Raw genomic sequence first — 26175 nt, forward strand, 5'->3', positions numbered from 1 at the left:
CTCGTTGAGCCATAAATTCACAGCAGTGATGCTAGAAAAATCCACGTCCGTTTACGGCGTGGGGTGTGTCAATTCTGTCTGAGATTAGATCAAATCTTTGAGAAGGTTGTCAGGAAAGCAACGGCGATCGCACTTGCCAAAAGAATAATTAATGTCCAAACCTGATTTTTTTGGGTTCCTTCCACTGATTTTAGGCGATTATCGATGCCCTCAACCTTTTCGGTTAACTTTGCCTGTCCTACCTCTAGCTTATTTAACCTTTCATCGATTTTATCAAATTTCTGGTTAACATCTTTTTGGAAAGTGTCAAATTTTTGATTAACATCTTTTTGGAGGGTGTCAAATTTTTGGTCAACATCTTTTTGGAAACTGTCAATTTTCCCCTCAATCCTCGTCAAAACAGCTTCTAGGGAATAGGTAACGGTTTCGTTAGACATGGTGATCAACTCCCATTAGATCATATTTTCTCGGTCCGCTATCGGGGACTATTTTAAGACTAAACCAGTTCGAGGTTGTTCGAGAAGATCGTTTTTCTGGGATGACAAAACTTGAAACTGTGACTAATAGCCACAGGTTAATTCTAGGGATTACCTGAAAAAAATACTTTCCAACCGGCTGTAGCGATCGCACTTGCCAAAAGAATAATTAATGTCCAAACCTGATTTTTTTGGGTTCCTTCCACTGATTTTAGGCGATTATCGATGCCCTCAACCTTTTCGGTTAACTTTGCCTGTCCTACCTCTAGCTTATTTAACCGTTCGTCGATTTTGTCAAATTTTTGATTAACATCTTTTTGGAGATTGTCAATTTTCCCCTCAATCCTCGTCAAAACAGCTTCTAGGGAATAGGTAACGGTTTCGTTAGACATGGTATCAACTTCCATTAGATATATTTTCTCGGTCCGCTATTGGGGACTATTTTAAGACTAAACCGGTTCGAGGTTGTTCGAGAAGATCGTTTTTCTGGGATGACAAAACTTGAAACTGTGACTAATAGCCACGGGTTAATTCTAGGGATTACCTGAAAAAAATACTTTCCAACCGGCTGTAGCGATCGCACTTGCCAAAAGAATAATCAATGTCCAAACCTGATTTTTTTGGGTTCCTTCCACTGATTTTAGGCGATTATCGATGCCCTCAACCTTTTCGGTTAACTTTGCCTGTCCTACCTCTAGCTTATTTAACCGTTCGTCAATTTTGTCAAATTTTTGGTTAACATCTTTTTGGAAAGTGTCAAATTTTTGGTCAACATCTTTTTGGAGACTTTCAAATTTTTGGTTAACATCTTTTTGGAGATTGTCAATTTTCCCCTCAATCCTAGTCAAAACAGCTTCTAGGGAATAGGTAACGGTTTCGTTAGACATAGTATCAACTTCCATTAGATATATTTTCTCAGTCTGCTATCGGGGACTATCTTAAAACTAAACCAGTTCACCGCTTTCTTGTAAAGAGTGGAGACGTTGATAGATTCCCTGCTGATTTAATAATTGGTCATGGCTACCGATCTCGACAATCCGACCATTATCCAAGACGACAATTTGATCAGCTTCTCGAACAGTACTGAGACGGTGGGCGATAATAATCGTGGTGCGAGTGCCTAAGATGGATTTCATGGCTAGTTGAATGGCTCTTTCTGACTCATAATCTAAGCTAGAAGTGGCTTCATCAAAAACTAACACATCTGGATCAACAATTAACGCCCTAGCAATTCCTAAACGCTGTCTTTGTCCCCCCGAAAGACGCACGCCCCTTTCCCCTACAATAGTGGAATAACCATTAGGTAATTCCTGAATAAATTCATCGACACGGGCAATTTTACAGGCTTCTTCTACCTTCTCAAAGCTAATATTAGGATTACCGTAGGTGAGATTTTCTAACACCGTACCATTAAACACATCTACTTCTTGATGGACAATCGCTAACCGTCGCCGATACCAAGTCACATCCAAGCGACTAATATCCTCGCCATCTATCAGAATTTGCCCTTGACTCGGTTCAAAATAGCGGAAAAGTAACTTAACTAAAGTGGATTTTCCTGAACCAGATTTTCCCACTAATGCCACGGTTTGATAGGGTTCAATCAGAAGATTAATATCCTTTATAATCCTTCTTTCAGGACTATAGCCAAAGCTAAGATTACTTAATTCTACTTTCCCCGTAAAATGATAGGGATTGTGTTGGGCATGATCGGCTAAAAGACTACCAGCATCAGTGCCACTGGGCAAGTTGATAAATTCCTGTAAACGGGCCATAGAAGCATAGCGACGAGCGAAAGTTTCTGCCATTTGGGATAGGGGATCTAATTCCGCATAGGCCATACTAGCGAGGGTATAGGTGGTGATAAAATGCCCGATCGAGATTTTCTGTTGGACGGTGGCTAGGAGAGTAAAGAAAAATACTCCAAATAAACTAGCTTGGACGAGGGTTTTTTCCCAAGTAATTAAGTCCACATAACCCTTATGAATGCGATAGACAACGTAGGTAAATTCTCTCTCTAAACGCTGTTTCTGACGATATAATTCCTGTCCTTCTGTGGCAAAAGCTTTGACGGTTTTGATATTAGTAATAATCTCAGAATTGCGACTTTGGGTATTTTCGATGTGCTGATCAAGAATTCTTTCTTTTTGCATTAAATCTTTTAAATCTCTCAAAATAAAAGCTACAATTAATACAAAAGAAACAACAAAAGCGAGGGCGATCTGCCATTGAATTACCCAAATAACAAGAAAAATACCGAAAACTCTAAACAATTTTGGGATCATCATTCCCGCCACTTCGGGATAAGTCCAAGTATGATTTTCTATCCCTTTGGCGATCCGGTTAGCGATGCGTCCTGGATTATTTTCATCATAAAAAGATAGGGGTAAGGTGAGAATTTTGGCAATAATTTTTTTGAGATGATCTCGTCTCGCTCTTAAGGATATTTCCCAGTGAAACCATACACCCAGCCAAGGCTGAATTGGTGCTTTAATTACCGTGGTTAGGAAAATTAAGCCTAATAATACTGCCAAACTAACCCACTTTTCTGAGGCAAAGGGAGTTAAAACCATGGTGCGATCGACTAAAGATTGCACGAATCCATCTAAAGGCTGATGAGAAAGAACATTAAGAATCTGTCCGACGGCGTAGGGAACCATCAGATCGATAATTTCAAAGACACTCGATGCAGCAATGCTCAAAAAGGCGGCTTTTTGATAATTGCGATAGTAACTGATAATATCGCGTAAGGAAGCCATAACATCAAGTAAATTGCCAATTTTTAACTTCTATCTGGTAACTGCTAACTGAAGAGACTAAAGGCACTTTTGGGATTGTTTTTCTGGAGTTACCATTATACTACAATACTACAAAAATCTGCCGACCTAGAAATTTCTAGGACAAAAGCCTTGTCATAGTCTTGTATTCTCAATCAGCTATTAGTCAGGAGACGATGCCAGATCAGCTTATATTTCATCCTTGGCAAAAGCACCACATATCAATTTATCGGAAATTTTGGCGAATATTATCACAAAAATTAATAAATTTCTGAAAGGTTTTTAAGTGTTCAGTTTTATCGATACGCTGTATTATAAAGCTTTTTTTCGGTACTTCTTCCTTCAACTAAAAAATAAATATTCATCGATTAACTAATTCCTTGGGGAAATTCTTCTAAGACATTGATAAGATCAATAAAGGCTTTTTGTCGAGTTTTAGAAATATGAAAATCAGCCGCATTGTGTACCTGAATTACTCCTCCTTTACGAGTGACTATTTTCCAATAGGCAGGACTGATATTATTAATTATATAGGGATGATGACTGGTAATAATAAACTGTAAATCTCGATAATTAACTAATAAATCTTCTGTTAAAGTGTCCAAACAGTTAACCCCCAAACTATTTTCAAATTCATCGATTAATATAACGCTCCCATCAGGAGATAATTTGATCGTTGCTAAGAACATCAGGCTTTTTATCATTCCAGAGGAGATATTTGTTTCTACAATCCAGACATGAGAGTTTTTTTCTTTTATTTGTATGCGAGGTGGCTCTTCAAGTAAACCAATTCTAGTTAATGAAACAAGCAGATCACCTAGTTCGGATGGCTCTAAAGATTCTATTTTTAAATCTTCAACTTGAGGGAAAATATCTAAAAACTTTCTCTTTATTATCTCGAACGTATCAGGATATTTTTTATAAGTGATCAGTAGTTTGTCGGAAATAGGAAGTTGACTCGATTGTAATTCAGAGAGAGAGAGTTATATTCGGCATATTCGTTGTTTATAAAGATTTTAGCCAATGTTGAAGATGAGATATTAAACTCAAGTGGATTGAAAATCATTTTGTTAAATTCCTGTCGAACAGGGAAAACATCTTCTTCTTGATTGAAAAGCTCTATACAGCTTAAATAAGATGGTAGTTTTGGTGTCTTTGAATGTTTAAACTCAATTACCTCTTGATTTCTTGCGATCAAAACCTCTTGATCTTTTAAAAGAGTTTCCCTAATTATACTAACCTTATTTTCGCCGTCATTACTATTGACTTCATCTTCTTCAATCTTGATGAGAGAACGAGCTTTTCTAACCTCAAATTCACCCAACCAATGATAACGAACATGATCATTGGTTAAAAGTTCTACATCCCATTTTACTCCATTTATAGACTCACCGTTAGCGATTCTTTTTAAATTACTAATGGCCTTTAAAATCGAGGTTTTTCCTGCACATGAGATACCAACTAATAAATTCAAATCTGGAAAAAATTTGCAAGAATCTATACTTACTCCAGAGGATAAATCTTGATAGGATAACCTCAAAAGTTTCATAATAATTCCCCACTGCTAAAACTAAAAAGGGTGAGTTAATTCTCACCCCAAGATTTTACTGAGGATCGAGTTTTAGGACTGCCATAAATGCCTCCTGGGGTACATCAACAGTTCCGATCGCTTTCATCCGTTTTTTCCCTTTTGCTTGTTTGTCTAACAGCTTTTTCTTGCGGCTAATATCACCACCATAACACTTAGCTAAGACATCCTTTCTTAAAGCGGGAATATGTTCACTAGCGATAATTTTAGAACCAATAGCTGCTTGAATGGGAACCTTAAATTGATGCCGGGGAATCAATTCTTTTAACTTTTCGGTTAAAGCGCGACCAACATAATAAGCTTTATCCCGGTGAACGATCATCGCTAAAGCATCAACGGGATCACCATTGACCATAATATCTAATTTAACTAGCTCATTTTCCCGATAGCCAATTAATTGATATTCCATACTAGCATAACCGCGCGATCGAGATTTTAATTGATCAAAAAAGTCCGTCACCACTTCCGCTAAAGGTAACTCATAAATCAAAGCGGTGCGAGTTTTAGTAAAATAACGCATATCCTTGAAAACTCCCCGACGACTTTGACATAATTCCATCAAAGCACCTACATAGGTTTCCGGAGTAATCATTTCCACTTGGATATAAGGTTCCTCAATTTTTTCCCGTTTTTGTGGGGAAGGTAACAAACTGGGATTATCCACTTCGACAATTTCCCCATCGGTGGTAGTGACCTGATAAACTACCGAGGGGGCAGTGGTAATTAAATCTAAGTTATATTCCCTTTCTAGTCTTTCCTGCACGATTTCCATGTGTAGCAGTCCCAAGAAACCGCAACGGAAACCAAAACCCATGGCGCTAGAAGTTTCCGGTTCGTAGGATAGAGCTGCATCGTTTAATTTTAACTTTTCCAGGGCATCTTTGAGATCGGCATACTGATCAGCATCGGTGGGGAATAATCCGCAGAAAACCATCGGTTTTGCTTCTGTATAACCGGGTAAAGGCTCTTGTGCTGGTTTAGCGGTTAGAGTAATCGTATCACCCACCCGGGCATCAGCAACAGTTTTAATCGCGGCTGCCAGATAACCCACTTCTCCCGCGTGCAGTTCATTTACCTGTACCTGTTGCGGTGATAAAATTCCCAATTCATCAATCACAAATTCTTTACCAGAAGCCATAAAACGAATTTTATCGCCCTTTTTCACCCGACCATCCATGACGCGGAAATAGACAATTACCCCTCGATAAGCGTCGTAATAACTATCAAAAATTAAAGCTCGGAAGGGTTCTTCGAGGGTATCTTGGGGAGGGGGAACCAATTGGACGATCGACTCTAGAATATCATTAATACCGATCCCAGCCTTAGCCGAGGCCCGAATCGCCTCACTACAGTCTAAACCCACCACTTCCTCGATTTCCGCCGCGACCCGTTCCGGTTCGGCACTGGGTAGGTCGATTTTATTTAAAACTGGGATAATTTCGAGGTTATTTTCCAGTGCTAGGTAAACATTGGCTAAAGTTTGCGCTTCTACGCCTTGGGACGCATCCACAACTAATAAAGCTCCCTCGCACGCCGCTAGAGACCGAGAAACCTCGTAGGAAAAATCCACATGGCCGGGGGTATCAATCAGATTGAGAACGTATTTTTGACCATCCTTAGCGGTATAATCCATGCGTGCCGCTTGTAACTTGATGGTGATACCTCGTTCCCGTTCCAAGTCCATATTATCGAGAAATTGTTCTTTCATCTCCCGTTGGGCTACGGTTCCCGTAATTTGCAGGAGGCGATCGGCGAGAGTTGATTTACCATGATCGATATGAGCGATGATGGAAAAATTGCGAATGCGAGAAACGGGAACGTCAGTCATCGTGGTTCACTGCTGGCAAAAGTCAGGGGTTTATAAAATTTTAGATTCCTTAATTCATTGTAGAGGTAAAGTCTCTAAGGCTGGAGCAAAAGCGAAAAGTAAAAGGTAAAAAAAGCTAAACTGCAAGTATAGTCAGGGTTTTGTCCTTGGCTTCCCCTCTCGGCATCCACAGGAAACGATGGTCAGTTTGAGTATGGGGACAAAATCAGGGAAAGGGCAATGGCTAGGGTAAAGATGTAAGATTTGTCCAAATCGGATTACTATAGATAAACTCTTGGATAAGAATCCTCGACTGACGGGTAGAATGATAGATAGCAATCATTAATAGAGCTTATGAACGACAATGCTACACCGACTCAGCGCACGGCGGAGAAAGTTGAAATCGCTATTCACCTTGACTCGGAAGTTTTAGAACAGATTAAACACCTGACTAACGATCCTAGTCGCATTATCGAAACAGCGATTAAACAGTGGCTAAGAGGAGAGAAACAACCGGATGAGGACTTAACCCGTCATCTTCGACGCAATCCCCCCGTACCCCCCAAAGGGGAATGGAATGACTAAGATTTTTCAGTCTCTAATAGGTTATTTCCCGACGGAGAGACTGAAATATTTTCTTAGGTCAAGCATTGATGGTAATTGAGATTTTTTCCCCAACTAAGCTGGTTAATAGTAGTATTGCCTGTAACAGCAACGCAACGGTTTAAGCTATTTACCTACTGCTCTGGTTTGCAGTAGGCTTAGTTGTCGTGTAACCCATAGGTGTATAGATTATTATGCCGTTGAATAAACAGGCTATCTTAGATGACATTTTTCGCAAAGCACCACCGTTGAACTCTGAGGACGACTGTGCTGAGAATGTTGTTATTCCTTTCATAATGAGGCTTGGTTACGACAGGAACCAGATACGTCGAAAAGTCTCAATCACTGGAACTTCAGGACATAGATTTAGAAAGCAAGCTGATATCGTTGTTTATATTGGGGAACGTCCGGCTCTTGTGGTTGAAACCAAGCGTATTCAGCATCGATTGAGCGAGGAGGATGTTAACCAAGCGCTTTCCTATGCTCAACTTCTTGAACCATCTACACCAATTGCAGTTCTGACTAATGGACGTGATTGGGAGATTTATTATTTGGATAGAGACGATATTGGCGGATTAGAATCCGTTCCTGAACCGCAAGAGCTTGAAAGCACAATACTTACTGTCTCTAGCAATGTAGTTCAATTGGAAAAGCGACAAGCTGCTGAGCGACTTTTAGTAACTATTGAAAATAAAGGTGACTTAGAAATAGCATTTAGGGAATGTCGAAAAGAGTTAGCTAAAGAAGGACTCATTGCCGAGTCTGCATTTGATGAGCTAACTAAAATTCTCACTTGTAAGTTTAACGAAGAGAAAAGAGATGCTGAAGGCCTTGCACCCAATCGCTTTACATCTTCCTGGCTTCTTGGCAGTGGACCTCTAGCTGCTTTACAGCAAATGTTTACTGACGCAAAACAGACTTTTAATGTATTCCCTACGGGAACTCAAATTCAAATTAGAAGCAACGAAACTGTTGAAAAAATTGTTCGTGAATTAGAGCCTTTTGGTCTTTATGGTTTTAAGACACCACTTGGCTTGGCTGGAGCAGGAGGAGATGTAGTTGGTTCTGTTTATGAGGCCTTTCTTACTGGAACACTCCGAGGGGACTTAGGACAGTATTTAACCCCAAGACAATTAGTTGAGTTCATGGTTGAGATAGCTGATATAAAAATTGGAGAAAAAGTCCTTGATTTATCATGCGGAAGTGGTGGCTTTCTTATTAGAGCGTTTATTAATGTCCGCAAAAAAATTCGATTTCTTGATTCTAGCCAAGATGAAAAAGATCATTTAGTTAGTAATCTTGTCACGAATAATCTATGGGGAATTGAGATAAATCCTCGGTTAGCCACTTTATGTCGAATAAATATGATTTTACATGGTGATGGCTATGAACATATTTATACAGGAGATTCAATTAGAGAAGATGTTTTTGGGAATACAGATGGACGCAGAACTGATTTTTTAAATATTGAGCAAAATAACGCAGCAATGTTTGATGTAATTCTCATTAATCCCCCGTTCAATATACCCTATGAAGATTCTGCTACTTTAAACCGGTATTATCTAGGACGAGGTAAAGCTGCTCAAGGTTCAGACTATTTGGTTCTTGAGAGAGCAATTCGACTATTAAAGCCTGAAACTGGACGTTTGCTAGTTATTTTGCCCCATGGTGTTGCCAGCGGAGTTTCCGAGACTGAAGTTCGCAACTTTGTGAAATCTCGTACACATATTCATGGTTGTATAAGCTTACCTGTCGGATCATTTAAGCCGTTTGGGGGGTCTAATGCTAGAACCTGTGTTTTGTATCTCAAGAAGACTACTGGAGACAATAAAAAGCGTTTTTTAGCACAAGCAGAACACGTTGGCTATGACATTACCTCAAAATATTATAGAGAAACTGATCTCAATGATTTACCTGTTATCGCGGAAGCCTATCATAGAGTAAAACTAGAATTGCAATGACTATCGAGTTAATTAAACCAGACCCTTTAATATTAACAATCACTGAAGAATCAGCCCGTAGTATCGATACAGTTGATGCTGGTGCAGCTTATACACAATATTTGCATGAGCAAATAGGTGAGTTTGAACAGCAGCCTTTAGGAAACTTTGTAGATGTTGTATCAAGAAGCGTTAATCCACGCTCTAGTAGATATGCTGGTCAAATATTTGAATATATAGATTTACGAGAAGTAGATGATATTTATGGCTATATATTAACTCTTAAACTTAATCAAGGAAATGAGATTGGAAGTACAAAACATCGCTTTCAAAAGAATGACATTCTTTTCGCCAAGATCATGCCCAGCTTGGCCAACAAAAAGATTGCGCTAGTAACTCAAGATGTAACTAACGCAGTAGCTTCAACTGAATTTATTGTTTTGCGAAAAAAATCACAAGCCGAGATTAATCTTTATTACCTTTTTCGGGCTTTACGTTCTGATCATTTTACCCGACAAGCGACAGCAAACGTTACTGGTGCAACGGGGCGACAGAGAATTAGCCCGTCTAGATTACTAGAATTACAAATAATTGTTCCCCCAGAAGAGATTCAAACACAAATTGGAGATGCTGTCGAACAAGAGTTTACGCTAAGGACATTGGCGGCAGAACAATCAAAGAAAGCTGATGACTTAGCTCAGCTTGTACTTGGTAATCTAACTCTTAGAACCGACAGCTAGAAAGCGCGGAAGGTAGGTTGGGTTGACGACTGTTACCCAACACCCCATCCAATAACCAGGCAAAATCATTTATAATTATTTGATAATAGGACATTGGTTGGGTTTCGTGCTAAATTCGTTGAGTATAGGCTACATATCAGGACAAGCAAAAGGGGGAATAGATAATCAGTTTTTAATAAACGGATTTAGGATCATTTTGCTTGGGTACTTACGGGAGGAACAAAACTGATGCAGATAGAAATTGAAGGCTGCGATGCTATCAAGGTTGCTGAGGACATCCTAGAGATGGAAGGGGTGCAAGGCAGCTACGAAGTTATCTCCAAAGTGGAGAAAGAGGGAACCCTTGCCACCATCGCCACCATCATCGGCATTATTAGCGGAACAATCACCATCGCTGAGAAATTTTACCAATTAAAGCAAAAAATTGACTCTCCTGAAACCCCGAAGATCGAACGGGTGTTAATTGTCAGCAAAAACGGCGATCGCCTGATGCTCAAAGATGCTACCCTAGAGCAGCGATCTGTTCTGAGCGTCTGGTCAATCTTTCAACCAGTCTTTGAGCATATTGAGGGGAGTTTTGTGATATGTAGTTGTAGATGGCTGATAAATGATTAACGGCGGTTTCTGTCCAGAAAACTTTCATGGCTCTAGCTTGAACTTAGTGCGTACCTCTGCAACAGAAATAACCTTTCCCGCCTCACTATCGGCTAATCCTGCTTCAATTGCCTGTCTCACATAAATCTTATACATCAGATCGTCCCATGTAGAATTATCTGGCAATTTATCGATTAAATTTCTGGCTTTTTGTTTAATGTTTTTTATTTCCATGATGGTTTCCAAAATGACTCCTGACAGTTTACATTATCAACTATTCATTATTAATTAAAAGGGCGATCGCAAAATTACATCTTCTTAAAAAAGAAATTAAACACCTTAAGCAAAACCCACAGGTTGAAACTGAACATCATTAATAATTTTAACCGTTTCCCCCGACTGCTTAATCACAAACAAACCGCGCCGATAGGCATAGACATCTATCCCCTGATCAATTTCAATTGCTGCCACTGCCCCATAAACCCGAAACTCTCGAAATTGGGGGAAAGCAACCTTAAATCGCTGTAATCGGCTGACAAAATCATCTACATCATCCCTCGACAGTCGAGATTTACATTCTACCGCCACCAACTCGCTCCCATTCACCGCCACAATATCAATCTCCATTGCCGCCCCAGAACGCTTACTTTTCAAGCGACTCATCGTTTGAGTGACATCAATGCCCCGTTCCTGAAATAAACGCACAACCGCAGGCTCTACCATTTCTTCAACGAATCTGCCCCAGCGCGTTGTGAGGTTATTAACGGCTTTGGTCGTTTCTTGTACCTGTTTTTTTAATTCTTCCATCGTGCGATTAGCTTCCTCTCTGCGGCGATCAGCTTCCTTTTGAAACTCGGCAAATTGGGCCTCAGTTCTTTCAAATAACTTGTAAATATCGGCGATCGTTACAGCGTCTGACATAGGAAGATTCTTCAAGCTTGAGAAGTCTAGTCCCATTCTAGCGACTTGGCCCAGAAAAAATCCCTAGCTTCTCATCCGTGTTTTTTTAATCAATTATTGACTATCAACTAATCAGCTATTCATTATTAATTAAAAGGGCGATCGCAAAATTACGCCTTCTTAAAAAAGAGATTAAACACCTTAAGCAAAACCCAAAGGTTGAAACTGAGTATCATTGATAATTTTAACCGTTTCCCCCGACTGCTTAATCACAAACAAACCGCGCCGATAGGCATAGACATCTATTCCCTGATCAATTTCAATGCCTGCCACTGCCCCATAAACCCGAAACTCTCGAAATTGGGGGAAAGCAACCTTAAATCGCTGTAATCGGCTGACAAAATCATCTACATCATCCCTCGACAGTCGAGATTTACATTCCACCGCCACCAACTCGCTCCCATTCACCGCCACAATATCAATCTCCATTGCCGCCCCAGGACGCTTACTTTTCAAGCGACTCATCGTTTGGGTGACATCAATGCCCCGTTCCTGAAATAAACGCACAACCGCAGGCTCTACCATTTCTTCAACGAATCTGCCCCAGCGTGTTGTTAGGTTATTAACGGCTTTGGTCGTTTCTTGTACCTGTTTTTTTAATTCTTCCATCGTGCGATTAGCTTCCTCTCTGCGGCGATCAGCTTCCTTTTGAAACTCGGCAAATTGGGCCTCAGTTCTTTCAAATAACTTGTAAATATCGGCGATCGTTACAGCGTCTGACATAGGAAGATTCTTCAAGCTTGAGAAGTCTAGTCCCATTCTAGCGACTTGGCCCAGAAAAAATGCCCCTAGCTTCTCATCCGTGTTTTTTCAATCAATTATTGACTAATGGGACTTAGACAAAAAACAAATCGATAAAAGCCTCAACTCCAATCCCCGCTTGGGATTTACTTCGAGAAGCCCAAAATCGCTGAAACCCAGATAGATCAAGGAAAATCATAAATCGAGGTTAACCCTTTGTCCCGTAATGGTTTGAGCCTTTTTTGCTGACCGAAAACGCCTAAGTCCCATATTTTGACAGACAAGAGTTATTATTGCTCAACCCAACCTATGGCTGTAAAGTTTGGGCTTTTCAAGGAATTTAGAGCCAATATTTGTTCATTTGTTCCTGTGCTTTCCTCTCCATTTCTTGAGACTCTTCCATCCATTTTTGGTATGCATAGTCATATTCCCTCATTGCTATTTGGTGTTGTATTTCTCGTTGTTCTTCCAGCCATTTTCTAGTCTCTTCGAGACTTTTTATGTACTGTTCAGCTAGTTTTTTTAAACTGAGGAAATATTGTGGCAAGTTTCTCAATTTCCTTTTCTGGATCCTCCTTCTCAAGTTTAGAAACATACTTATCAAATACATCTTTAAACTCAGGCAAAGTAGCAACAAAATCTTTTAACCTGTCCATTGTACCATAATGAAAACCGAGACTTATAGGTTTTTCGGAAATCCACCGACTAATTGCAAACCGAAAATCTGGGTACTTATCTAGGAGCATCCTAACATCGGCAACAGATAAACCTCCGTCAAGCATCTGTAACCATTGCTGGCGAACAGAATTCCGTTGGACAGGATCAGTAATGTGGTCAAAACAGTCATCGTAGTATGACATATTTTTTTCTCCGAATAAATCACCCATGATATCGTTTTAACCGTTCAGGGGGCGGTTATCAAGTAGCCATTAGTTTTGTAATGGGGATTTATGCCCCGCTCCAAAAACTTTTCGCCTTAAGGCGAGGTTTTAGACCCGATTTTTTCGATAAAAGCAGACCACGGGGGAATTTTTCACAGCACCAAAGCTCTGCAAGAATTACCACTTTAAGCGGTGACATTTTCTGTTTCTGCTGGTTGAATTTCCGGCATTTCTACTTTAATTAAACTCACTCTAGCACGATAAAGTAGTTTTTCCCCATGACGATAGCCCCGATAACGCACTAGAACGGGTGTACCGATTGCTGCTTGACCATCGATCAATTGATGGATTTGCGGATCATAACTCACATGATCACCGACACTGTCAATTGGTTGCACTCCCCAGCGCTCCAGTAACTGCATAATCGGTTTAACTAGGGAGAGGATTTTGACGGCTGCTAGGTCGGGATTTTTGCGGGCAACGGCCTCGGCCGTAGGCCATTGAACTAACCAAGATTCGATCGCTTCGATGCTTTGACGTTGAAATTCTGCGGCTAATTCTTCTTTTTGCTTGTCTAATTTTTGCTGTAAATTTTGATACTCTTGTTCGAGAATTTTTGATTCCCCTGAACGATCCTCTGTCCCCATCGTCGGGATTTGAAAATGAGCGAGAAGATCGCTAACTGGCAGCTGCAGCGCATTAGCTAATTTCACCAAAGATTCAGAGGATAATTTGGCGATTAAGCCATGGCGAACTCTCTGCAATTGCCAAGAAGATAGACCCGATAACCGACTCAATTCTTCCAGATTTTTACAGCCAATTTCTGCCATTAACTGCTCTAATTTTTGCCGATGATATTTATATAAGGACTCATTCATGGGACTTCTCAGCTTAAGCGATGTGTTTAGCTAAAACGGATTTAGGAGCGCGACGAACTCGACAGAGAATTGTTTCTTTACCGAGACGCTGATGAGCGGCAAAGCGATGGCAACCGGAAAAACCGTAGTAGTTACCATCCACCTCCAAAACATCGATCGGCTCTCGTAATCCCTCCTCAGCGATCGATTGCATCAACTGATTAACTTTTTCGGGATCGGTTTGTCGCAGTAAAGGACGACGAATTTGGGACAGAGGAATGTTTTTAATTTCCATAGTGTCTTCACTATAGCACATTTAGGCTAAACTGAAGATAAGTGGACTCGGTTGCTGATGCAGTGGTCTGTCTCGGTGCTGGCAGTTTTCTTGACACAGACAAGATTTTATCACCCAATCCTCTCCTTTTTTGACTATGACTATTCCTCCTATCAATGAAAAAATTATCCAGAAAAATACCACCAATGCTTCCTATCAGCGCGGTCAATATTATTACGATAACGGTGCAGTTATTTCTCTTTGGCAACGGGGGCAAAATCTGCAAGCTTTAGTGAATGGTAGTGAGGTTAAACCCTATCGAGTTGCCATGGATTTTAACCAAGATAATCTTGAGAATGTCTCCTGTTCCTGTCCCTACGATTACGAGGGTTGGTGTAAGCATATTGTGGCGGTTTTATTAACCTGTTATCGTCAACCAGAATTAATTATTAAAAAAGCCTCCCTAGAGGAGTTATTGACACCAATCGATGAAAGTAAATTAAGAAAATTACTTAATCATTTAGTGGCTAAACACCCAGAAATTATCGAGACAATTGATAAGTTTTTATTGCCAGCTACCCCAGTTAATAAAGCGGGAGGGAAGATAACTATTAATGTCAAAGCTTATCGTAATACTGTCCGTAATGAACTGCGGCAATCCCTGCGAGCGATCGAAGAAGATTACTACGAAGAAGATCCAATTTCTAATGAAATTTATGCCCTAGTGGATGAGTCCCAAGATTATTATCAAAAGGGAGAACCGGATAATGCGATCGCTATTTTAGAAGCAATTATTAGCGCCTGTATCGAGGAATGGGATAATTTAGAAGATTACGGTGCTGTCAATGATGATTTAAGTGCCAGAATCGATCGAGTTTTAACTGGGGCAATTTTAAGTAAAGAATTTAATCCCCAAGAAAAGCAAGATTTAAGGAAAAAAATGGAGCAATGGCAGCATGAATGGAGTGCCGATTTTGAGATGAGTTTAGCAGCCTTACAACAGGGATGGGACGATCCAGTTTTAGAGAAGATTTTACGGGGAGAATCGGCTAATTTTTCAGAAATGTGGTCAGGGAATATCCCTTATTATGCCCAAACATTAACTTCTATTCGCTTAGAAATTTTCGAGAAACAGGAAAAAGATCAGGAGTATTTGAATCTAGCTTTAGCTTCAGGACAAGTGGTAGAATACCTAACTAAGTTAGTCTATCTTGATCGCATTGATGAAGCGATGGCAGCGGCAAAAAACATGATAACTAAAAACGATGAAGCCTTCTTTTTTGCCAAAGCTTTACGGGATGAATCCGCACCAGAATCCGCCCTAATAATTGCCCGAAGTGGTCTAAATTTCCCAGGGAATTATTATTATCAATTAGCTCTCTGGACAAGTGAACTAGCGCAATCTTTAGGGGATATAGATACAGCTTTGGCTGCTAGAATTAAGGCATTTCAAGACCAACCTTCCTTTTCCCATTACCAAAAAATTGAGTCTTTAGCGGGGGAAGATTGGTCTGATTTAAAATTAGACTTGTTAGATTACTTGCGCGAGTTTAGCGGTGGACGTTCCACAGAGGCTAAAATCGATATATTTCTCCACGAAAATTTAGTTAGAGATGCAATTAAAGTCGTTTCTGATAATTCCTATGTGCAGTCTCACCTAATTTGGCGGATAATGGATGCGGCTGCTACCGTCGATCCTAACTGGGTGATCGATCGCGCGCGTCCTCCTGCGGAAAAGATACTCGACGAAAAAAAGGCTGATCGCTACGAAGAAGCGATTAAATGGCTAAAAAAAGCTCGTAATGCCTTTTATATGTCGGGAAGACGGGAAGAATGGCAAACTTATCGAGAAAATTTAATTAAGGAACACGGACGCAAATCGAAATTTATGGGGTTATTCAAATATCAGGATTTACAATAATTTAAGCTTCTAGCCGTCAGTTATCGGCTAAAACCGGGCTGTTTTTAGCTTGTAGAGCGGTAATTGTCCTAATCTTAAGTCTGTGATGTTTCGACGCAAAGTAGAGTATAATGGAAGATTGGTCTAAACTTATCTCCAGACTACTTATACTGAATATTCATTGTCAAAAAATATGACTGAAACTATTCGCTTTTTGATGTGTTCTCCCGATCATTACGATGTGGATTATGTGATTAATCCCTGGATGGAGGGCAACATTCACAAATCTTCCCAGGAAAAAGCTAGGCAACAATGGCAGCAGCTTTATCATGTTCTCAAAGATCGGGCGCTCGTGGATTTAGTCACACCAGAAAAAGGCTGGCCCGACATGGTTTTTACCGCTAATGCAGGTTTAGTTCTGGAAAAAATAGTCGTTCTCAGTCGCTTTTTACACAAAGAAAGACAGGGAGAAGAACCCTATTTTAAGCAGTGGTTTGAAGATAACGGTTTTACGGTTCACGAACTGCCAAAAGATTTACCCTTTGAAGGTGCAGGAGACGCACTATTAGATCGGGAAGGACGTTGGTTATGGGCAGGATATGGCTTCAGAACTGAGTTAGATTCCCACCCTTTAATCGCTAAATGGCTCGATATCGAGGTTTTATCCCTACGTTTAATCGATGAACGTTTTTATCACCTTGATACCTGTTTTTGTCCCCTTAGTGGCGGTTATCTCCTCTACTATCCCGATGCTTTTGATGCCTATTCTAATCGGTTAATTGAGTTAAAAATTCCCGAAGAAAAACGCATTATCGTTGAAGAAGCCGATGCGGTTAACTTTGCTTGTAATGCAGTGAATATCGGTCAAGTAATCGTCATGAATAAAATTAGTGACGACTTACAACATAAGTTAGCGTCAAAAAGCTTTGAAGTGGTACAAACTCCCCTGACGGAGTTCTTAAAAGCAGGGGGAGCCGCTAAATGTTTAACCCTGCGTACCACCGAACCCCTAATTCCAGACCATCACGCTAATGTCACCATTGAAAGTCGCATTCTCCAGCTAGAAGGTCATCTGCTCGACGCGGGAATTATGAATAAAGCTCTCGATGTTGTGGTGGGAAATGGGGGCAGCTTCAAGGTATTAAACTTCACCTTAGGGATTGAGCGCCAAAGTACCTCCTCGGCCGAAGTGCGGGTTTCTGCACCCTCTCACGAGGTAATGGAGGAGATCATGGTACAATTGATCGACCTCGGTGCGGCCGCTCGTCCCCAAGAAATCTGTGATGTCAATACCGCAGTGGTGGCACAAGATGGGGTCGCTCCCGATGATTTTTATGTCAGCACCATCTATCCCACGGAAGTGCGGGTTAACTGTGAATGGGTGCGGGTGGAAAATCAACGCATGGATGCAGCCATCGTCGTCACTGAAAGTCCAGAAGGCAAAACCGCGAAATGTACTCTGCTGCGGGATTTAAAAGCTGGCGATCGCGTTATGGTGGGAGTTGAGGGCATCCGTACTATCCGACAGGCGGAATCCAGGGAACAACGCAACAGCACTCAGGAATTTACCTTTATGGGTGCGGGGGTTTCCAGCGAGCGCCGAGTCGAGTTAACCGTCGAGCAGATTGCCTGGGAAATGCGTAAAATTCGCGACCAGGGCGGTAAAGTGGTAGTAACGGCAGGTCCCGTGGTCATTCACACTGGAGGAGCGCAACATCTCTCCCGTTTAATCCGCGATGGTTACGTTCACGCTTTACTGGGGGGAAATGCGATCGCAGTTCACGACATGGAACAGGCGATCATGGGTACTTCTTTAGGGGTAGATATGCAGAAAGGCATCCCGGTGCGCGGTGGCCATCGTCACCACCTCAAGATTATCAACCTCATCCGTCGCCACGGCAGCATCGCCAAAGCTGTATCGGCCGGGGTATTGACAAAAGGCGTAATGTATGAATGCGTCAAGAATAATGTCCCCTTCAGTTTGGCCGGTTCAATTCGCGATGATGGTCCGCTTCCGGATACGGAGATGGATTTAATTAAAGCACAGGAAGAATATTCGCGCTTGATTCAAGGTGCAGACATGATTCTCATGCTCTCTAGTATGCTCCATTCCATCGGTGTGGGCAATATGACACCGGCGGGGGTAAAAATGGTCTGTGTTGATATTAACCCGGCCGTGGTGACAAAATTAAGCGATCGAGGTTCCGTAGAATCCGTGGGTATCGTCACCGATGTGGGTTTATTCCTGAGTCTGTTAACCCAACAGTTGGATAAGTTAACCCGTCCCTTGGTAGAAACGGTTTAAAACCGCAAATAGATATCGGGTGGGTTACGCTTTGCTAACTCACCTATTTTTATCGATATTTTCAACCAATTATCGGAGAAAATTTGCCCACTAGAGTCGCTCTAGCTTGCTTTCTTTTTGTATAATAGTAAATCTGGTTATTAAGTTCGATCGCCCCTTAGTCCTAGGTTTGATTCATAGTAGGGTTGATTCATGAATCAACCCTACCCTTAGTCCCCCCTTGATAAGGGTGGTGTCTGATAATTTTTAACGCCTACCTACTTAAAGACTGATTATTTATTCCCCCTTTTGCATGAGTGCATGAGCAGAAAACGGGTTTCTCGGAGAAACCCGTTTTCTGTGCGTTACTCAACGGATTTAGTATAATAGGGGTTAATCTTCCCATACTTGTCAAACGGCCATGAGTCTCTGTCTCAATCCCGATTGTTCGCACAAAAACACCCCCACGGATAAATTCTGTCATAAGTGCGGTTCTCAATTACTGCTCAGAGAACGTTATCGAGCGCTAAAATTAATCGGTCAAGGGGGTTTTGGCAAGACATTTCAAGCGATAGATGAGGATAAACCCTCAAAACCCTATTGTGTAATTAAACAATTTTTCCCGTCAGCGCAGGGAACAGGAACTTTACAAAAAGCAGCAGAATTATTTAAAGAAGAAGCGATTCGTTTAGATAGTTTGGGAAGATACCCACAAATCCCCGAACTTTACGCCTATTTTACCGGTAATGATGGGCGACAATATCTCGTGCAGGAATATATCGAAGGACAAAATCTCGAACAAGAATTAAAACAGGAAGGAGTATTTAACGAAGCAAAAATTAAACATCTTTTGTCAGAGATTTTACCGATTCTAGAATTTATTCATAGTAAACAAGTAATTCATCGCGACATTAAACCAGAAAATATTATTCGCAGAAAAAGCGATAATAAATTGATTTTAGTGGACTTTGGCGCAGCAAAATTTGTCAGTCCTTTAAATCGTTCCATGACAGGAACAATTATCGGTTCTGCCGAATATATTGCCCCAGAACAGGGAAATGGTAAGGCAGTTAATGCCAGTGATTTGTATAGTTTGGGTGTAACTTGCCTTTATTTATTAACTGGAATATCTCCCTTTGATTTATTCGATGGGGGGGAACATGAATGGGTATGGCGACAGTGGTTGGTTAATAATCCTGTTAGTAATGATTCAGGGAATATTCTTGATAAATTAATCGAGTTTGGCACGAAAAAACGCTATCAATCCGCTTCGGAAGTGTTGCAAGCTTTGCAGATAAAAACATCAGTCTCTATACCCCAGACAACTATTCAAAAACCCGTTAATCCCGTTATTTCCGTTCCCCAAACTCCCCCATCTATTCAGCTTAAAAGTGCCAAAGGAATCGATTATCGGAACTTAGAAGATTTATTAAAACGGCAGCAATGGAAAGAAGCGGACGAGGAAACCGCAAGAGTGATGCTACAGGCTGCCAATCGCACAAAAGAAGGATGGCTACAGGTAGAGGATATCGATAATTTTCCCTGCGAGGATTTGCGAACCATTGACCAATTATGGGTTAAATATAGTGGCGGTCGCTTTGGTTTTTCCGTGCAGGCGAAAATCTACCGCGAACTCGGTGGGACGCGGCAGTATAATAGAAGAGTTTGGTACGCTTTCGGAGATAGAGTAGGCTGGCGAGTGAATAATAGCTGGATATGGTACAAAGATGTTCCTTTTGACCTAAAAGCACCCCGAGGACACCTCCCTGGAATAGGTAGGGGGGTGGGCGTTGGGGGAGCGTGGGGTGGATCTCTCTTCTCTCGCGTCGAGACTTGTAAAATGTAACATATAAAGGTAACAGCCAATTTTTAAGAATTGTATCGGAGGGAAAACCAAATGCTAGAAATTAACAAAAGCTATGTATTAGACAAAGATCAAAAGCCGATTGCTGTTCAGATTCCCATTGCTGAATTTGAAAAAATCGAAGAAATCCTAGAGGATTACGGACTAGGAAAACTCATCGAAGAAGTTGAAAATGATCAAATCCTAGACAAAGAAAAAGCCTTACAATATTTAGAATTGCTTAAAAATAAAAATGTAGAAGGTTGAATATAACAAGAGATTTTTAAAAGAATTAACCTCTTTGCCAAAAGACATACAATCTCGTATTGAGTTGATCGTATTTTCCGAATTAGAAACCGACAATCCTTTTGAATTAGGCTATCTCGATAAAATGAAAGGACATAAAGATAAATATAAAATTAGAGTTGCAGATTATAGGATTGGCCTGACTATTGATAAACCCAATCAAACCATCATCTGTCAACGGGTCGCACATCGTAGAGAAATTTACAAAACTTTTCCTTGATAGAAAAATACCGCTATCTTTATCTGTCAATTACTTTCTAATCATTTTAATCGATGAACAGGGAAATTGGAACTTTGAATTATGAAAAAATCACCTTCGGAAATGACTAACGCAGAACTCCGTCAGTATCTTTCGGAACATCGAAATGAAGAAGCTATTTTTAGTGAAGCACTAGAAGTATTATTAAGCCGAAAAAAAGACGGGTTTAAATATCCCGCACCTGAAACGATGTCCTATAAAGAAATAGAAACGATTTTCAAGGAAAAATTAAATCAAATAATTGAGGAATAGAAATCGTGCGTTATGCGATTATTATCGAAAAAGCTGAAAATAACTATTCCGCTTATGTTCCCGATTTACCCGGTTGTGTTACTACCGGTAAAACCCTAGAGGAAATCACAGAAAATATGAAAGAAGCGATTCAATTTCATCTGGATGGTTTACAAGAGCAAGGGCTGCCAATTCCCCAACCAGCCACCTATTGCCAGTATATCGAAGCGTAACCGATCACCTGCATCCTGTCCGCGACTTTTATCTGTTAACATGGAACTGTAAACATATTGCCAATGCTCAAATGCAGATCTTGTAGGTGGGGTTGAGCGAAACAATACTGGATCGAAAATGGCTCAGTTATGAGAAATTTGCACGGTGAATAGATAGCTTTATGAGAAAATGGAAAGGTAATGCAATCCTCTAAGCCAGATGACTATAGCAGAGCTATTTCCTACTTTGAGAAGTCTGCCTCGTGCAGACAAGTTGAAGGTGATGCAATTTCTGATCGCAGAACTAAGTAAGGACGAGGAGCCAAGCCTACAGCCAGGAGCAACATATTTACTCTCGTCGCCGCTTAATTCACACGCAGCGGCGCAGAAACTTGCTCAACTCCTAGATTCGGAACAAGCAACGCACAATGCGTAACGCCCAACGATTTAACTTTACCGAAGGATTCGATGGGTTTGGTGTCCCCGATGCCTTGCCTCAACTACCTATATCTCTGACATACCAAGATAGATCCGTAGAGTTTTCAGCACTGTTAGACACGGGTGCAAGTGTTAATGTCTTACCGTACAGCGCTGGAGCTCAACTTGGTGCGATTTGGGAAGAGCAGACAACCTCTGTCATCTTAGCTGGTAATTTGGCTTCGATCGAGGCGCGAGGTTTACTGGTTTCGGCACAGATTGGTAATTTCAACCCAGTCTGGCTGGTTTTTGCTTGGAGCTTGTCTGATGATACACCTTTACTACTGGGTCGGATGAATTTTTTTCTAGAATTTGATGTCTGCTTCTATCGTTCACAACTTGTTTTTGAAATCTGCCCTAAATCCTAAAATGCACGGCGATCGCCGATTTTGTAGGGTGCGCCCGATGGCGTAACGCACCTGAGATTAATTCTGATTAATTGCCAATTCATTGCCAACACAAGAGTTAGGGCGATAATGATTCATGGCTGTATGTAACAATACAGAATAAGTTTATCTCAGGAGTTCCACAGTGATTAAAGAGCTAGACCGTATTACTGTTAATCCACAAATATGTCTTGGACAGCCAACGATTCGAGGAATGCGTATCACTGTAGGATTTGTTCTGAAACTGTTGGCTAGTCAGTTATCTATTCAGGAAGTTTTAGAGGCTTATCCAGAGTTAGAAGAGGAAGATATTCGTCAGGCTATTAATTATGCAGCTTGGGCTGTATCCGATTATATCGTTAGCTTCACTTCGGCATGATTTCTTATTCCGAGGCTCTGCCTTGGAACACCATATCTAAGGCTCTACCTTAAACCAGTATTCAGGTAGAAACTGAAGGGAGCGTTCCCCGGTAGAATATGGGAACGGGATAAAATTGTCAAATCCATATCTTCTCGTGCATCGATTAAAATATAGTTATTAATTAATATCCATCTCACAACAATTTAAATCATGAAAGGTATTCAGTATATTGTCGATGAAACAGGAGAAAAAACAGCAGTTTTTATCGATCTAAAAGAATGGGGTCAACTGTGGAATGAGTTTTATCAAAATTTACTCGATCGCTCTCCCGGCAACGAAGACTGGATAAATTGATCGCCTTTTCGAGAAAAATTAGATCAAGCTCTGGCATGGAATGCTAATCATCCACCGCAGTTATCAGATCTAGAATCCCTAGAGAGCAAACTCGAAAATTATGAGTGAGGTTTTACTTGATTTATCAATAATAATCTAGAGAACTTTTAGAGGAACTACAAATGCTAGAAATTAGCAAAAACTATGTATTAGACAAAGATCAAAAGCCGATTGCCGTTCAGATTCCCATTGCTGAATTTGAAAAAATCGAAGAAATCCTTGAGGATTACGGACTGGGAAAACTCATCGAAGAAGTTGAAAATGATCAAATCCTAGACCAAGAAAAAGACTGGCAATACTGCCCGCATATACTGTAAAATCTATTTTATAGAAGTCTATAAAGAAGTTGGCTAAATTACAATATAAATGCCTTATTTAAATCCCAATGCGACAATCCCACCAGCTAAATTAACCCGGTATTTGCTAGTTTTACAACCCAAAGATGATAAATCAGGCTTTCTGGCACAAGCAGGATATAATTTAGACAACTGGCAGGTATTGGAACAAGATTTAAGACGTATTCTTCTCAACGAAGCCACCTTAAATAAACCAACAAAGTTCGGTGATATTTATGAAATTAAAGGACTTTTACAAGGGGTCAACGGGATAAACTTACGAGTCTCTACCTATTGGATTATCGACTCACTTACGAAAGAAACAAGATTTGTGACTTTATTACCAGATTAAAAGAGTTAGACTATGAAATTTGATATGTTTTCCGAAGTTCAATTAACCGAAGATTTGCCAGAATCTAATTTGTCTCGTGGCACTCACGCGATTATCGTGGATTATTGTCCTCGACCCGAAGGCCAAGAGGATGGCTATGTTTTAGAAGTGTTAAATAATCAGGGAAAAGCCTATACAGTTATCGCTGTAGAAGTTTCCAAGATTGAATCGATTCAAAATCTTAAACAGGATGAATTTCAAATTATATAATTCTGTTATTCTTTTTTTATGTATGTCCCCAGGGATGACGACTGTTTTCAGTTTGTTACTCTCAAGCGCCAATGAAATATTTACCGTCCGCTCTTTGGTGAAAGTTGAATAAGTTAAAATCAAAGAGAATATCCCTATCGCTACAATCTCAACTATCAATGAATCTCCTGAAAGATAGTAAAAAAATTCGTTTTGTTGACCTTTTTTGTGGTTTGGGAGGGTTTCGAGTGGCGATTGAACAAGTTTGTCGCCAACAAAACTTAGAATCTGATTGTGTCTTTTCCTGTGATATAGATAAAGACGCTCGGGCAATTTATCACGCTAATTTTGGCGACAAACCCCAGGGAGATATTACCGAAATCGCCGCCCTAGATATTCCCAATCACGATATTTTAATGGCAGGATTTCCCTGTCAACCTTTTAGTATTTGTGGTGATTTAAAGGGATTTGAAGATACCAGAGGCACGCTATTTTTTGAGATTGCCCGCATTTTAAAAGCCAAACAACCCGCAGCATTTATTCTGGAAAATGTCAAGCAATTGCAGGGACATCAACAGGGAAAAACCTTAGAAGTTATTCTCGATACTTTGCAAGATTTAGATTACTATACCGATTATCGGGTTTTGAATGCGCTTAATTTTGGTTTACCGCAAAAACGGGAACGGATTTTTATCGTTGGTTTCCGAGAAGCGCGGGGTTTTATCTGGCCAAAACCAGCTTTATCTAGAACAACTTTAACGGAAATATTAGAGGAAAATGTCTCGGATTTTTATTATGCTTCCGCAAGAATTCAAAAAAGTCGCCTGCTAAAAAGAGAGGGAAAAAAACCTTATAGTGAACCGACTATCTGGCACGAAAATAAAGGAGGAAATGTCAGCGCTTATCCCTATTCCTGTGCCTTGCGAGCAGGAGCATCCTATAATTATTTGTTAGTGGATGGGAAAAGACGCTTAACAGCAAGAGAAATGCTCCGTTTACAAGGTTTTTCCGATGATTATCAAATTGTCGGCAGTTATCAAACTATGCGAAAATTAACGGGTAATAGTGTAGCGATTTCCTGCGTAGCTGCTGTGGTTAATTCTGTAATCGAGTCTTTGTTAGATGTTGCTCAAGCATCAACTAATTCATTCTCGTTCAATCGACAACTTAATTAAGTTTATTTTCGACTCAGGAGTTTTAGATAGTGGTAATTATTCAAGACGCTTTTAATTGCCTATATAGACAGTAAAAGCCTAGGAGATTATAGCTTGTTTGAGTCCTAATTTATGTCTCTAAAATTAGCTGACCCATTGCCTTGAGAATTTGGAGCAGATTAATTGCTGATTCAGGATACATTAAATTAAGTTCTGGCATTATCTGATAAGTGGGGTTAGTTTCTTGTCTGAGATGGACGAACATATATTGTAAGCCATTAGTCGCTAATCCCCAAACTGAGGGTTGTCTTTCTAAGCTATTGTAGGCATAAGTCAATAATTGAGGTAATCCCTGACGGACTTCGATTCCACTCTCTTTAGCTTCAATGACTAAAATCCAAAAATGGATATCATTGACAGTTGCTATCGAATTATTCATCGTGACAATATCAAACCGTCCGCTAATAGTTTTATCTTCATCCACAAGGATAATATTATCAATCCCTTCTTCAACCCTAATCTTAATCGGATAACGATAAAAACCCGCTAACCGCAATAGGGGAAATAGGGTTAAAACTTTAACTTGTCCTTCTGATGCTTTATCTTCCATCAAATAGGGTCGAAAATCGTTGCGGATTTGAACAAGTTCTAATTTTTCTGCATCGCTGACGGTTTCCAAAGCTAAAAGCTCTGTAAATGAAACATCCTCAAGCTTTTCTTGAAAATGGAGATGACGTTGAACATCAGCAAGGGTTAGTTTACTCGTTTTGAGGGTAAGCATTGATTTAGCAAGCAGTACAGCACTGTTTCCATTGTAGCGGAAAATAGGTGTCTCGGCTGTTCTTGCTAACAAAATAAGCCAAAACAGAAACACCAATTTAAGAATAAAGTTGCTGCCTGGGGTGCGGATTGTTGATTTGGTTTTTTTAACAGAATTGGTAGCCTTCTAACGCACTTTACACTCGTCGGCGATCTACGATCAAGTTATTTTTGAACGAAAAGCACCCCAAGGTCATATTTCTTGTAGCTAGAGGTTTGATTGGGTTGGGGATGGTGGCATGGGATTGGAATGGGGAGAAGTGGGGTGGACTTAGGCTGAAACTCTGACAGGGGGACAAGCCAGCTGAAAAGCTTATGTAGCATGGAATACAGACACAGACTCCCAAAAAAGATAAGTCATATTTACCATATATGACCTAAATAACGAAAATGATAA

The 26175-nt window shown here is 40.4% G+C and carries 31 protein-coding genes and 2 pseudogenes; 18 read left to right on the plus strand and 15 right to left on the minus strand.

What is annotated here, in order from left to right:
* Positions 1-89: 89 nt before the first annotated feature.
* The 7 genes from H6G48_RS13590 to lepA form a co-directional block, all read right to left on the minus strand.
* Positions 90-437, minus strand: a complete 348-nt coding sequence (locus tag H6G48_RS13590; RefSeq protein WP_190722186.1) for a DUF4164 family protein — start codon at positions 435-437, stop codon at positions 90-92.
* A 143-nt stretch (positions 438-580) separates the two neighbouring features.
* Positions 581-868 carry a DUF4164 family protein gene (locus H6G48_RS13595; protein WP_052278447.1) on the minus strand — a complete coding sequence of 96 codons (288 nt, stop codon included), beginning with the start codon at positions 866-868 and terminating at the stop codon, positions 581-583.
* Positions 869-1009: 141 nt separating this feature from the next.
* Positions 1010-1363, minus strand: coding sequence for a DUF4164 family protein (locus tag H6G48_RS13600; protein ID WP_012266708.1), 354 nt, complete (start codon positions 1361-1363; stop codon positions 1010-1012).
* Positions 1364-1420: 57 nt separating this feature from the next.
* Positions 1421-3235, minus strand: a complete 1815-nt coding sequence (locus H6G48_RS13605; RefSeq protein WP_190722187.1) for an ABC transporter ATP-binding protein — start codon at positions 3233-3235, stop codon at positions 1421-1423.
* A gap of 386 nt (positions 3236-3621) precedes the next feature.
* A complete protein-coding gene (locus H6G48_RS27640) occupies positions 3622-3942 on the minus strand; it encodes an AAA family ATPase (protein ID WP_479724317.1) in 321 nt (106 codons plus the stop codon).
* A 239-nt stretch (positions 3943-4181) separates the two neighbouring features.
* Complete coding sequence (locus tag H6G48_RS26350) at positions 4182-4802, minus strand: hypothetical protein (RefSeq protein ID WP_242034640.1); 621 nt, start codon at positions 4800-4802, stop codon at positions 4182-4184.
* 55 nt (positions 4803-4857) lie between these two features.
* Positions 4858-6669, minus strand: coding sequence for a translation elongation factor 4 (gene lepA, locus H6G48_RS13615; protein WP_002762209.1), 1812 nt, complete (start codon positions 6667-6669; stop codon positions 4858-4860).
* A 333-nt stretch (positions 6670-7002) separates the two neighbouring features.
* Here lepA and H6G48_RS13620 point away from each other — a divergent pair, with 333 nt between their 5' ends.
* The 4 genes and pseudogenes from H6G48_RS13620 to H6G48_RS27190 all read left to right on the plus strand — a co-directional run.
* Positions 7003-7233 (plus strand): type II toxin-antitoxin system CcdA family antitoxin, encoded by a 231-nt coding sequence (locus H6G48_RS13620; RefSeq protein WP_002762207.1) that lies wholly within the window; start codon positions 7003-7005, stop codon positions 7231-7233.
* A 212-nt stretch (positions 7234-7445) separates the two neighbouring features.
* Complete coding sequence (locus H6G48_RS13625) at positions 7446-9212, plus strand: N-6 DNA methylase (RefSeq protein WP_002762205.1); 1767 nt, start codon at positions 7446-7448, stop codon at positions 9210-9212.
* A complete protein-coding gene (locus tag H6G48_RS13630) occupies positions 9209-9931 on the plus strand; it encodes a restriction endonuclease subunit S (RefSeq protein WP_002762203.1) in 723 nt (240 codons plus the stop codon). Before H6G48_RS13625 ends, H6G48_RS13630 begins: the two co-directional genes overlap by 4 nt.
* Positions 9932-10159: 228 nt before the next feature.
* A pseudogene (locus tag H6G48_RS27190) lies at positions 10160-10447 on the plus strand (hypothetical protein); the annotation flags it as partial.
* Here H6G48_RS27190 and H6G48_RS13640 read toward each other — a convergent pair.
* The 7 genes from H6G48_RS13640 to H6G48_RS13670 form a co-directional block, all read right to left on the minus strand.
* Positions 10434-10574 (minus strand): type II toxin-antitoxin system RelE/ParE family toxin, encoded by a 141-nt coding sequence (locus H6G48_RS13640; protein ID WP_190722188.1) that lies wholly within the window; start codon positions 10572-10574, stop codon positions 10434-10436. The pseudogene H6G48_RS27190 and the gene H6G48_RS13640 overlap by 14 nt on opposite strands.
* On the minus strand, positions 10571-10759 hold the full coding sequence (locus H6G48_RS13645) for a hypothetical protein (protein WP_190722189.1): 189 nt from the start codon (positions 10757-10759) through the stop codon (positions 10571-10573). The genes H6G48_RS13640 and H6G48_RS13645 overlap by 4 nt, the downstream gene beginning before the upstream one ends.
* Before the next feature lie 105 nt (positions 10760-10864).
* Positions 10865-11446, minus strand: a complete 582-nt coding sequence (locus H6G48_RS13650) for a DUF3782 domain-containing protein (RefSeq protein WP_190722190.1) — start codon at positions 11444-11446, stop codon at positions 10865-10867.
* Positions 11447-11626: 180 nt separating this feature from the next.
* Positions 11627-12208, minus strand: coding sequence for a DUF3782 domain-containing protein (locus H6G48_RS13655; protein ID WP_002794521.1), 582 nt, complete (start codon positions 12206-12208; stop codon positions 11627-11629).
* Between the two features lie 527 nt (positions 12209-12735).
* The gene (locus H6G48_RS13660; protein ID WP_242034641.1) at positions 12736-13113 is read right to left on the minus strand and encodes a hypothetical protein; all 378 of its coding nucleotides are present in this window, start codon (positions 13111-13113) and stop codon (positions 12736-12738) included.
* Positions 13114-13292: 179 nt separating this feature from the next.
* Positions 13293-13985, minus strand: a complete 693-nt coding sequence (locus H6G48_RS13665) for a helix-turn-helix domain-containing protein (protein WP_061433420.1) — start codon at positions 13983-13985, stop codon at positions 13293-13295.
* A 13-nt stretch (positions 13986-13998) separates the two neighbouring features.
* On the minus strand, positions 13999-14280 hold the full coding sequence (locus H6G48_RS13670; protein WP_190722191.1) for a ParB N-terminal domain-containing protein: 282 nt from the start codon (positions 14278-14280) through the stop codon (positions 13999-14001).
* Positions 14281-14395: 115 nt separating this feature from the next.
* Between H6G48_RS13670 and H6G48_RS13675 the strand changes: the two genes are divergently transcribed.
* The 14 genes and pseudogenes from H6G48_RS13675 to H6G48_RS13740 all read left to right on the plus strand — a co-directional run bounded on the left by H6G48_RS13675 (position 14396) and on the right by H6G48_RS13740 (position 24980).
* A complete protein-coding gene (locus tag H6G48_RS13675) occupies positions 14396-16159 on the plus strand; it encodes an SWIM zinc finger family protein (RefSeq protein ID WP_190722192.1) in 1764 nt (587 codons plus the stop codon).
* Between the two features lie 172 nt (positions 16160-16331).
* A complete protein-coding gene (gene argZ / locus H6G48_RS13680; RefSeq protein WP_190722193.1) occupies positions 16332-18443 on the plus strand; it encodes a bifunctional arginine dihydrolase/ornithine cyclodeaminase in 2112 nt (703 codons plus the stop codon).
* 400 nt (positions 18444-18843) lie between these two features.
* Positions 18844-20268 carry a GUN4 domain-containing protein gene (locus H6G48_RS13685; protein ID WP_190722194.1) on the plus strand — a complete coding sequence of 475 codons (1425 nt, stop codon included), beginning with the start codon at positions 18844-18846 and terminating at the stop codon, positions 20266-20268.
* A 51-nt stretch (positions 20269-20319) separates the two neighbouring features.
* On the plus strand, positions 20320-20532 hold the full coding sequence (locus H6G48_RS13690; protein WP_002743287.1) for a hypothetical protein: 213 nt from the start codon (positions 20320-20322) through the stop codon (positions 20530-20532).
* Between the two features lie 34 nt (positions 20533-20566).
* Positions 20567-20791: a type II toxin-antitoxin system RelE family toxin gene (locus H6G48_RS13695; protein WP_190722195.1), complete on the plus strand. Its 225-nt coding sequence runs from the start codon at positions 20567-20569 to the stop codon at positions 20789-20791.
* An 81-nt stretch (positions 20792-20872) separates the two neighbouring features.
* Positions 20873-21082, plus strand: coding sequence for a DUF6887 family protein (locus H6G48_RS13700; RefSeq protein ID WP_149988658.1), 210 nt, complete (start codon positions 20873-20875; stop codon positions 21080-21082).
* Between the two features lie 5 nt (positions 21083-21087).
* Positions 21088-21294, plus strand: coding sequence for a type II toxin-antitoxin system HicB family antitoxin (locus H6G48_RS13705; RefSeq protein ID WP_012267433.1), 207 nt, complete (start codon positions 21088-21090; stop codon positions 21292-21294).
* Between the two features lie 407 nt (positions 21295-21701).
* Positions 21702-22118 (plus strand): retropepsin-like domain-containing protein, encoded by a 417-nt coding sequence (locus H6G48_RS13710; RefSeq protein WP_190722196.1) that lies wholly within the window; start codon positions 21702-21704, stop codon positions 22116-22118.
* A gap of 163 nt (positions 22119-22281) precedes the next feature.
* On the plus strand, positions 22282-22515 hold the full coding sequence (locus H6G48_RS13715) for a DUF433 domain-containing protein (protein ID WP_008198375.1): 234 nt from the start codon (positions 22282-22284) through the stop codon (positions 22513-22515).
* A 192-nt stretch (positions 22516-22707) separates the two neighbouring features.
* A pseudogene (locus H6G48_RS27195) lies at positions 22708-22959 on the plus strand (hypothetical protein).
* 53 nt (positions 22960-23012) lie between these two features.
* Complete coding sequence (locus H6G48_RS13725; RefSeq protein WP_190722198.1) at positions 23013-23207, plus strand: hypothetical protein; 195 nt, start codon at positions 23013-23015, stop codon at positions 23205-23207.
* A gap of 49 nt (positions 23208-23256) precedes the next feature.
* A complete protein-coding gene (locus H6G48_RS13730; RefSeq protein WP_002734685.1) occupies positions 23257-23577 on the plus strand; it encodes a DUF6883 domain-containing protein in 321 nt (106 codons plus the stop codon).
* A 12-nt stretch (positions 23578-23589) separates the two neighbouring features.
* Entirely contained in the window at positions 23590-23826 is a 237-nt protein-coding gene (locus tag H6G48_RS13735) for a DUF4926 domain-containing protein (protein ID WP_002731660.1), read from the plus strand.
* Between the two features lie 158 nt (positions 23827-23984).
* Positions 23985-24980, plus strand: coding sequence for a DNA cytosine methyltransferase (locus H6G48_RS13740; RefSeq protein ID WP_190722199.1), 996 nt, complete (start codon positions 23985-23987; stop codon positions 24978-24980).
* Between the two features lie 109 nt (positions 24981-25089).
* Here the strand turns inward: H6G48_RS13740 and H6G48_RS13745 are convergent, their stop codons facing one another.
* The gene (locus tag H6G48_RS13745) at positions 25090-25740 is read right to left on the minus strand and encodes a restriction endonuclease subunit R (RefSeq protein WP_190722200.1); all 651 of its coding nucleotides are present in this window, start codon (positions 25738-25740) and stop codon (positions 25090-25092) included.
* Between the last annotated feature and the right edge of the window lie 435 nt (positions 25741-26175).

Origin of the sequence: Microcystis flos-aquae FACHB-1344 (genome assembly GCF_014698375.1) — a bacterium.
Classification (GTDB): domain Bacteria; phylum Cyanobacteriota; class Cyanobacteriia; order Cyanobacteriales; family Microcystaceae; genus Microcystis; species Microcystis aeruginosa.

What these genes read in the sequence shown, in the direction of transcription:
- H6G48_RS13590 (WP_190722186.1), bottom strand. Translation starts at nt 437, where the DNA reads ATGTCTAACGAAACCGTTACCTATTCCCTAGAAGCTGTTTTGACGAGG.
- H6G48_RS13595 (WP_052278447.1), bottom strand. Translation starts at nt 868, where the DNA reads ATGTCTAACGAAACCGTTACCTATTCCCTAGAAGCTGTTTTGACGAGG.
- H6G48_RS13600 (WP_012266708.1), bottom strand. Translation starts at nt 1,363, where the DNA reads ATGTCTAACGAAACCGTTACCTATTCCCTAGAAGCTGTTTTGACTAGG.
- H6G48_RS13605 (WP_190722187.1), bottom strand. Translation starts at nt 3,235, where the DNA reads ATGGCTTCCTTACGCGATATTATCAGTTACTATCGCAATTATCAAAAA.
- H6G48_RS27640 (WP_479724317.1), bottom strand. Translation starts at nt 3,942, where the DNA reads ATGTTCTTAGCAACGATCAAATTATCTCCTGATGGGAGCGTTATATTA.
- H6G48_RS26350 (WP_242034640.1), bottom strand. Translation starts at nt 4,802, where the DNA reads ATGAAACTTTTGAGGTTATCCTATCAAGATTTATCCTCTGGAGTAAGT.
- lepA (WP_002762209.1), bottom strand. Translation starts at nt 6,669, where the DNA reads ATGACTGACGTTCCCGTTTCTCGCATTCGCAATTTTTCCATCATCGCT.
- H6G48_RS13620 (WP_002762207.1), top strand. Translation starts at nt 7,003, where the DNA reads ATGAACGACAATGCTACACCGACTCAGCGCACGGCGGAGAAAGTTGAA.
- H6G48_RS13625 (WP_002762205.1), top strand. Translation starts at nt 7,446, where the DNA reads ATGCCGTTGAATAAACAGGCTATCTTAGATGACATTTTTCGCAAAGCA.
- H6G48_RS13630 (WP_002762203.1), top strand. Translation starts at nt 9,209, where the DNA reads ATGACTATCGAGTTAATTAAACCAGACCCTTTAATATTAACAATCACT.
- H6G48_RS13640 (WP_190722188.1), bottom strand. Translation starts at nt 10,574, where the DNA reads ATGAAAGTTTTCTGGACAGAAACCGCCGTTAATCATTTATCAGCCATC.
- H6G48_RS13645 (WP_190722189.1), bottom strand. Translation starts at nt 10,759, where the DNA reads ATGGAAATAAAAAACATTAAACAAAAAGCCAGAAATTTAATCGATAAA.
- H6G48_RS13650 (WP_190722190.1), bottom strand. Translation starts at nt 11,446, where the DNA reads ATGTCAGACGCTGTAACGATCGCCGATATTTACAAGTTATTTGAAAGA.
- H6G48_RS13655 (WP_002794521.1), bottom strand. Translation starts at nt 12,208, where the DNA reads ATGTCAGACGCTGTAACGATCGCCGATATTTACAAGTTATTTGAAAGA.
- H6G48_RS13660 (WP_242034641.1), bottom strand. Translation starts at nt 13,113, where the DNA reads ATGGGTGATTTATTCGGAGAAAAAAATATGTCATACTACGATGACTGT.
- H6G48_RS13665 (WP_061433420.1), bottom strand. Translation starts at nt 13,985, where the DNA reads ATGAATGAGTCCTTATATAAATATCATCGGCAAAAATTAGAGCAGTTA.
- H6G48_RS13670 (WP_190722191.1), bottom strand. Translation starts at nt 14,280, where the DNA reads ATGTGCTATAGTGAAGACACTATGGAAATTAAAAACATTCCTCTGTCC.
- H6G48_RS13675 (WP_190722192.1), top strand. Translation starts at nt 14,396, where the DNA reads ATGACTATTCCTCCTATCAATGAAAAAATTATCCAGAAAAATACCACC.
- argZ (WP_190722193.1), top strand. Translation starts at nt 16,332, where the DNA reads ATGACTGAAACTATTCGCTTTTTGATGTGTTCTCCCGATCATTACGAT.
- H6G48_RS13685 (WP_190722194.1), top strand. Translation starts at nt 18,844, where the DNA reads ATGAGTCTCTGTCTCAATCCCGATTGTTCGCACAAAAACACCCCCACG.
- H6G48_RS13690 (WP_002743287.1), top strand. Translation starts at nt 20,320, where the DNA reads ATGCTAGAAATTAACAAAAGCTATGTATTAGACAAAGATCAAAAGCCG.
- H6G48_RS13700 (WP_149988658.1), top strand. Translation starts at nt 20,873, where the DNA reads ATGAAAAAATCACCTTCGGAAATGACTAACGCAGAACTCCGTCAGTAT.
- H6G48_RS13710 (WP_190722196.1), top strand. Translation starts at nt 21,702, where the DNA reads ATGCGTAACGCCCAACGATTTAACTTTACCGAAGGATTCGATGGGTTT.
- H6G48_RS13725 (WP_190722198.1), top strand. Translation starts at nt 23,013, where the DNA reads ATGCTAGAAATTAGCAAAAACTATGTATTAGACAAAGATCAAAAGCCG.
- H6G48_RS13730 (WP_002734685.1), top strand. Translation starts at nt 23,257, where the DNA reads ATGCCTTATTTAAATCCCAATGCGACAATCCCACCAGCTAAATTAACC.
- H6G48_RS13735 (WP_002731660.1), top strand. Translation starts at nt 23,590, where the DNA reads ATGAAATTTGATATGTTTTCCGAAGTTCAATTAACCGAAGATTTGCCA.
- H6G48_RS13740 (WP_190722199.1), top strand. Translation starts at nt 23,985, where the DNA reads ATGAATCTCCTGAAAGATAGTAAAAAAATTCGTTTTGTTGACCTTTTT.
- H6G48_RS13745 (WP_190722200.1), bottom strand. Translation starts at nt 25,740, where the DNA reads ATGCTTACCCTCAAAACGAGTAAACTAACCCTTGCTGATGTTCAACGT.